Origin of the sequence: Paraglaciecola sp., assembly GCF_039964565.1 — a bacterium.
In the GTDB taxonomy this organism is placed as follows: domain Bacteria; phylum Pseudomonadota; class Gammaproteobacteria; order Enterobacterales; family Alteromonadaceae; genus Paraglaciecola.
Window position 1 is genome coordinate 1 of the sequence record NZ_JBDVXF010000047.1, and the last position, 6,809, is coordinate 6,809.

Sequence of the window (6,809 nt, forward strand, 5' to 3'; positions counted from 1 at the left end):
CACAATGATAAAATGGAGTATCCGATAAACTAATTTGACTACTACGTGGCTGAGGCATGACATCAATCCTTTGATTTATTTCCTAATCAAAGCCTAGTTTGTCTTTTTATTTAGTCAAATTGTTATGGGTGGCTTGGTAAAACTAGCTCTGCTTGGTAAAACTAGCTTGGTAAAACTAGTTATGGGTGGCTTGGTAAAACTAACCATTCCTTTTTCAACAAGTTGTGGGTTTGAAATAGAGATTGATGAAGGGATTGATGTTTTTTCGGAAGGCAAGATCAAAAAAGGGCTACTTGGTGGTTTAAGTATTGAATCCTCACATGAGCATATAAATTGGATAAAGAGTTTTGATAACGGCGAGTTTAGAGCTTTATTCAAGAATAATTTATTTAGTTCGAAGCAACTTGATAAGTTACTGTCTATGAATCCTGAATCAAAGCACACTGAATTTGGCAAGTTGCACTTTGTACAAGCAAGTGCATAACAAAAACCTAATGGTGGGAATTTCACTCGCTGAAAAAGCGCTCCTAAAATTCCCATATGCAAAGCGTTATATTCAAGGAGTTTAAATTGAGCAATTGGAGTCTTCCTCATACGTTTCAATATCAAGGTCGGGAAGTTAAGTACGGTATTAAAGGTGAGGGAGAACCTCTAATTTTGGTGCATGGCACACCCTGGTCATCTTTCAATTTGAGGCATTTGATTCGTGACTTAGCCAGTCATTATAAGGTTTACTATTTTGATCTGCTTGGGTATGGAGAATCAGATAAAAGTGAAGCAGATGTTTCTCTTGGAATACAGAATAAATTACTAGATTCTTTAGTTGAACACTGGGAATTAGAGTCGCCTTTTATTGTCGGCCATGACTTTGGTGGCACAACAGTATTGAGAAATCACATCTTAGATAAGCGTAACTATAAAAAAATTGCTGTCATAGATCCTGTCGCATTATCTCCTTGGGGATCGCCATTTTTTAAACATATCGAAAAACATGAAAATGCTTTTGCTGGAGCTCCTGATTATATTCATTCAGCAATAGTCGAAGCGTATATAAAAACAGCTGCACATCAAAAACTTTCAAAAGAAACAATCGATGGAATACTAACGCCATGGCAGGATGAAAAAGGAAAAAAAGCATTTTATCGACAGATTGCTCAAGCAGATTCAGTTTTTACAGATGAGTTTCAAGATAAATTTAACACGGTAAACGCACCAGTTCTCATATTGTGGGGGGAAGAAGACAAGTGGATTCCTTGCGAGCAAGCTTATTTACTTCAAAGTAAAATAAGAGGTTCCAAACTTGTAACTGTACCTGACACGGGGCATCTTGTGATTGAAGAGGCTCCTGCGGTGTTATCTGCTGAGATTAAGGCGTTCTTTGAGAGTTGAATATAACAAGGCGCGTTACTCAGAAAGTCACTTGCTGGCCTTCGGCCAAAGTGCTCGAGTTTTCTGGCGCACTTCCAATTAGAATTTGAGTCGGCTTAGATATCCATTTTTATTATGGCTGTCTGTATAAAGTCACGATCACTTATCTCCTAAAATATAGGTACATACCCACCGATAAGTGTGGCTCAAATGGAAAGGATGACAGGCTCCGCGTAGCGGCTTAGTTCAACAATATTAATCTCTTACAAAATCCGGTGTTTAAACACGGCATTTTGTCGCATATCTACATTCATCATTTTTAACATGTTTCCTATGTTTTTGTATAGGTTAGTTTTCTTTCCGAATTCTTTTAACTATGTTCGCCGAAGAAATGTATAAATACTTATCGGGACAGTCATGATAACTAACTCTTGAGGCGTGAAATAATAAAACGGAAAAAGCCTAAACTGATGGTTAGGCTTAGCTGGGTAACTTACAGTGTGGCTCCGCGGGTTATTAGGTAGTTTTTAACCTCTGGTGTTTTTGCCATGTTGAGAGGGCTTCTAAGTACCACTCCATTAGACGTTTTGGCGTTGACAGCCAAGTTTATGTCGGCGCCGCCTTGTTCCACTAAATAACGTACCATCTCTAGGTTGCCCATATGAGAGGCATTAATGAGTGCCGTTTCATCATTCTCTACATTCGCGTCAATATTCACTCCTTGTTGAAGAATACGCTCAACCACTGTGATATTTTTGCCTTGTACGGCTGCTATCAATGGGTTGCCGTTACCTAGACTTATCTGATTGACGTCTGCACCTATGTCGATCAAATGTTCTGTTAAATTTAAGTCACCGTTTCTAGCGGCAATGATAAGTGGCGTGCCATCTCCTCGTATTTCATCATTAACGTCAAATCCTTGGTTGAATACCTGTTTTATGTTGGCGTGATTTGCCTGTTTAATGGCTTCAACTAAAGGCTCACCTTGCTGAGCTGTGTATGTTGCTGCAAATAACAATGGGCAGGCTAAAACTGTTCCGATAAGGGCAATACTGCGTGTGGTGTATTTCATTTTATTCTCCGTTTATTAATATCAACATTAAGTAAGTCGAATAAGAGGTTGAAATAGTTTGAAAAGTAAAAGTAAATTTCCAAGTGAATAATTAATTGAACAGGGTGGATGATTTTTTCTGCGGCTTCTTGGATGAAGGGTAATAAAATATCAACGTTGAGAATAGCTACCTTTTCACCGGTTCTTATGGTGGGATTTTTACCTAATTCAAAGGCTGTTATTTCTTATTTAGGTGATACGCCCGTTGCTGAGACACGCGGGTATTCCTGATAATTTTGCTCTAAAAAGAAACGTTAGCGCTAGGCGCTAACGTTTAAAAAGGGCTTATACCTATTTGGTATCAGAAAAAGCCCAAAGGGTTAGTGTCGTAACTCACTAGAAGGTTTTTGGTTTGTTGGTAATTACCCATCGCCATTTTATGGGTTTCGCGTCCTATGCCTGATTTTTTATAACCACCGAATGCAGCATGGGCTGGGTATGCGTGGTAGCAGTTGGTCCAAATACGACCGGCTTCTATTTTTCTACCAAGGTGATAAGCACGGTTCATATCTCGCGTCCATAACCCGGCACCTAAACCAAACATACTGTCGTTTGCTATCGCTAACGCTTCGGCTTCATCTTTAAATGTTGTTACTCCGACTACAGGACCAAAAATTTCTTCTTGGAATACTCGCATGTCGTTGGTGCCTTTCAACAAGGTAGGTTGTACGTAAAACCCTTTGTCGTAAGGGCTGACCAAGTTCGCACTGCCTCCACCCGTTAACACTGTTGCGCCTTCTTTACGACCAATATCAATGTAGTTGAGTATTTTCTCATATTGCACGTTTGATACTTGTGCGCCAACTTGAGTATTTACATCAAGTGGATTGCCGCGAATAATGCTGTTGGTACGAGCGATCACCATTTCCATGAAGGGTTCGTAAATGTCTTGTTGAATTAACGCTCTTGAAGGACAAGTACATATTTCACCTTGGTTGAAGAAAGCTAATACTAAGCCTTCAACACATTTGCTTAGGTAGCTATCTTCGTTATTCATAATGTCATTGAAGTAGATATTTGGAGATTTACCGCCCAATTCTACCGTTGATGGAATGATATTTTCAGCTGCGCATTTTAATATTTGGATCCCAACGGGTGTTGAGCCAGTGAATGCAATTTTAGCTATTCGTGTGCTGCTAGCTAGCGCTTGACCTGCTTCTCTTCCGAAGCCATTTACTACGTTTAACACGCCATCTGGTAATAAATCGCCGATTAACTCTAGTAATACTAAAATGGAAGCGGGCGTTTGTTCGGCTGGTTTTAATACCACACAGTTACCTGTAACCAAAGCTGGGGCCAATTTCCAGGCCGCCATTAGGATAGGGAAGTTCCATGGAATAATTTGTCCTACTACCCCGAGCGGTTCATGAAAATGATATGAAACTGTATTACTGTCTATCTCGCTTAAACTACTTTCTTCGGCGCGCATACAACCTGCAAAGTATCTGAAATGGTCTGCAGCGAGTGGAATATCTGCATTTAACGTTTCTCGGATGGCTTTACCGTTATCCCACGTCTCTGCAACGGCTAATAATTCTAAATTTTGTTCTATCCGGTCAGCAATTTTTAGTAATATGTTTGAGCGGTCTGTGACTGAGGTTGATCCCCACGAAGCTTTTGCGCGATGAGCTGCATCTAAGGCTAAATTAATGTCTTCTTCAGTTGAGCGAGGAATTTCACAAAATTTCTCTCCATCAATGGGACTTACATTATCAAAATACTGACCTTTAACAGGGGCAACCCACTGGCCTCCAATAAAATTTTGGTATTGTTTCTTAAAGGTGACTAATGAATCGGCTGAACCAGGTTGTGCATAAATCATAGAAGATTCCTTATAAATACTTTACATTTCATTTGTTAAAAAAAATTTAATCAAATGGCTTTCGACTGTTAATATAAATTGTGGATCTAAAAATGAGTTGTCTGTGAGTCCATTTTACTTGTACGACAATCCTAAAGTTCTTTTAACGTAGGAACGTAATATGAATGACAATGCTTTAGCGACTAAAATTGGCTTAGATCGCCCACAAAAACTGGTAGAAAACAGAGTCAGTTTTGCAGGGCCACATTCTGAATTAAGTATTTACGACACTTATCTGCCCGCTGAAAAGGTACTATTGCATTCTACTGGTTTGTTATATTGCGGCATGATCCAGGGCAAAAAAGTATTACACAGTTCATACCCTGTTGTGGGTGGCGCCGAATCAATGGAGTTTGTGCCTAATCAATCGTTTGTGATGGCGGCTAATACTTCTGTTGCTATTGATTTCCCCGAAGCGAAAATGGACAAACCCACTCGTTGTTTGACTGTTGAAATAAGCCGTGAACGTATAGCTGCTATCAGCGATAAACTCGATCAACAACTTGGTGCTCCCCTTGAACTTGATAGTTGGCGCGTATTGTCACAACGCCATCTGCACACTCAACATTCTCAAGGCACACAACTATTGCTTGAGCGTTTGTTTAATAGTTTTATTGAAGATGATAGTGAACGAGATATTGCTATTGATTTTGGGGTGTCGGAATTAGTCACGCGTATTCTCAAACATCAAGCACGGGAATTTTTGTTAAATGACAGCCAAGAGCGATCTGAAAAAAATGGTTTACAGGCCAGTATTCACTATATCAATACCCATTTAAGCACGCCTCTGGATATCGACTATTTATGCAAAGTAGCCTGTATGAGTCGTTCACGTTTCTATCAAGCTTTTAAACAAAAAGTGGGGTGTTCACCGCTTAATTTACAGCAGTATTTGCGAGTTGAAACGGCTGCCCAATTACTTAAAACAGGTCGCTCGGTGAGTGAAGTGTGTTTCTCTCTTGGTTTTGCCGATTTGAGTCACTTTAATCGCCGGTTCCATGAGCAGTATGGTATGGCTCCCTCAGCATTTTCAAAACAATACACTAGCCATTAAATATATTAGTATCTAGATCAAGACAAAATGATTTTGTATCGTTTGTAGAAATTGATCTCAGGCGCATCGATGGTGACAGAGTCGTTGGTATCACCACGAAATCATAGATGATCTTGAGGCTCGACTATGAGGGGGTGTAATGCTGCTATAGTCGCCATCCAGTGACGCTTTCAAAAAGATTAAAAAGCCCGTCAATTACAATCATCATTAGGTGTCATGATAATTACTGCTTAACAGTTAAACTTCTTTCAAGGGTTGTATGAATATTCAAAAATTTTCGAAGGTAACCAATGTGTCTTCGTATACGATTCGATATTACGAAAAGATTGGCTTGTTAAAAAATATTTCTAGAAATTCCAGTGGCCACCGTTGGTTTACAGAGAAAGATGTTATTTGGATTGAATTTATAAAACGATTAAAAGATACAGGTATGCCTCTCGATAATATTAAAAAGTATGCTGATTTAAGAGATGAAGGTGCTTCTACATCTGAATTAAGAATGCAAATTTTGCAACAACATGCAGTGACGTTAGAACAGAAAATTACTGAAGAACAATTCCATCTTAAAAAGTTAAAAGAGAAAATTGTGCATTATAGCGAAATCATTGAGTTAGAACTTAACGCTTGACTTAGAGTTGGCTCTAAGTTGTAAGGTTGAGTTATTGTGAATAAGCGCAATAAACAACAATTGGAGTGTTAATGAATAATCAACGTTACGAATCAGGTCTCAATAAGCTAAATGAAATTGACGGAGAAGCAGGGCGAAAAGTTATTGATAGCCTAGCCTCTATTGCGCCTGACTTGGCAAAATACACAATCGAATTTCCTTTTGGTGACATCTACCAGCGGCCTGGACTTGATTTAAAGAGCCGAGAATTGGCTACAGTTGCGGCATTAACTGCTTTAGGAAATTGCCTACCTCAATTGAATGTTCATATTCATGGTGCCTTAAATGTTGGTTGCAAACCCGAAGAAATAGTAGAAGTTATTATACAAATGGCGGTATATGCTGGTTTTCCAGCAGCTTTAAACGGTATGTTTGTCGCTAAAGAAGTATTTATCGAGCGTGACATAATAAAAGCTTAATAAGGATATCGAGTCAGGTTCGTAACAGTTGGCTCGTTCTATGTATTTGTAGAGTATTTGTATTGACACCCTAAAAAAGCTTTAAGCTTTAAGCTTTAAGCTTTAAGCTTTAAGCTTTTCTAGCCACTAGCCACTAGCCACTAGCCACTAAGTTTACTTATAAAACGCTTCAACCCTACCCAATATTCCTGCTGCTTCTTCAGCAAAGGGCAATAAAACGCCGAAATTAAGAATCGCGACTTTTTCACCGTTTCTTATAGTGCGGCTTTTACCTAATTTTAATGCAGTCATTTCTTGAACGGGTTTGACTCCAGTTGCCGCACCTCTAG

The 6,809-nt window shown here is 39.2% G+C and carries 7 protein-coding genes; 5 read left to right on the forward strand and 2 right to left on the reverse strand.

What is annotated here, in order from left to right; translation table 11 throughout:
- Window positions 1-166 precede the first annotated feature (166 nt).
- Window positions 167-484 (forward strand): hypothetical protein, encoded by a 318-nt coding sequence (locus tag ABJK37_RS23385; RefSeq protein ID WP_348358845.1) that lies wholly within the window; start codon window positions 167-169, stop codon window positions 482-484.
- A gap of 86 nt (window positions 485-570) precedes the next feature.
- Entirely contained in the window at window positions 571-1,389 is an 819-nt protein-coding gene (locus ABJK37_RS23390; protein ID WP_348358847.1) for an alpha/beta hydrolase, read from the forward strand.
- A 472-nt stretch (window positions 1,390-1,861) separates the two neighbouring features.
- Here the strand turns inward: ABJK37_RS23390 and ABJK37_RS23395 are convergent, their stop codons facing one another.
- Together ABJK37_RS23395 and ABJK37_RS23400 are read right to left on the reverse strand one after the other, a co-directional pair.
- A complete protein-coding gene (locus ABJK37_RS23395) occupies window positions 1,862-2,440 on the reverse strand; it encodes an ankyrin repeat domain-containing protein (RefSeq protein WP_348358849.1) in 579 nt (192 codons plus the stop codon).
- Between the two features lie 340 nt (window positions 2,441-2,780).
- Window positions 2,781-4,301 (reverse strand): aldehyde dehydrogenase family protein, encoded by a 1,521-nt coding sequence (locus tag ABJK37_RS23400; protein ID WP_348358851.1) that lies wholly within the window; start codon window positions 4,299-4,301, stop codon window positions 2,781-2,783.
- Between the two features lie 160 nt (window positions 4,302-4,461).
- Here ABJK37_RS23400 and ABJK37_RS23405 point away from each other — a divergent pair, with 160 nt between their 5' ends.
- The 3 genes from ABJK37_RS23405 (at window position 4,462) to ABJK37_RS23415 (ending at window position 6,480) form a co-directional block, all read left to right on the forward strand.
- Window positions 4,462-5,394, forward strand: a complete 933-nt coding sequence (locus ABJK37_RS23405) for a helix-turn-helix domain-containing protein (protein ID WP_348358853.1) — start codon at window positions 4,462-4,464, stop codon at window positions 5,392-5,394.
- Between the two features lie 259 nt (window positions 5,395-5,653).
- Entirely contained in the window at window positions 5,654-6,022 is a 369-nt protein-coding gene (locus ABJK37_RS23410) for a MerR family transcriptional regulator (RefSeq protein ID WP_348358855.1), read from the forward strand.
- Between the two features lie 71 nt (window positions 6,023-6,093).
- On the forward strand, window positions 6,094-6,480 hold the full coding sequence (locus ABJK37_RS23415) for a carboxymuconolactone decarboxylase family protein (RefSeq protein WP_348358857.1): 387 nt from the start codon (window positions 6,094-6,096) through the stop codon (window positions 6,478-6,480).
- The last annotated feature ends 329 nt before the right edge of the window (window positions 6,481-6,809 follow it).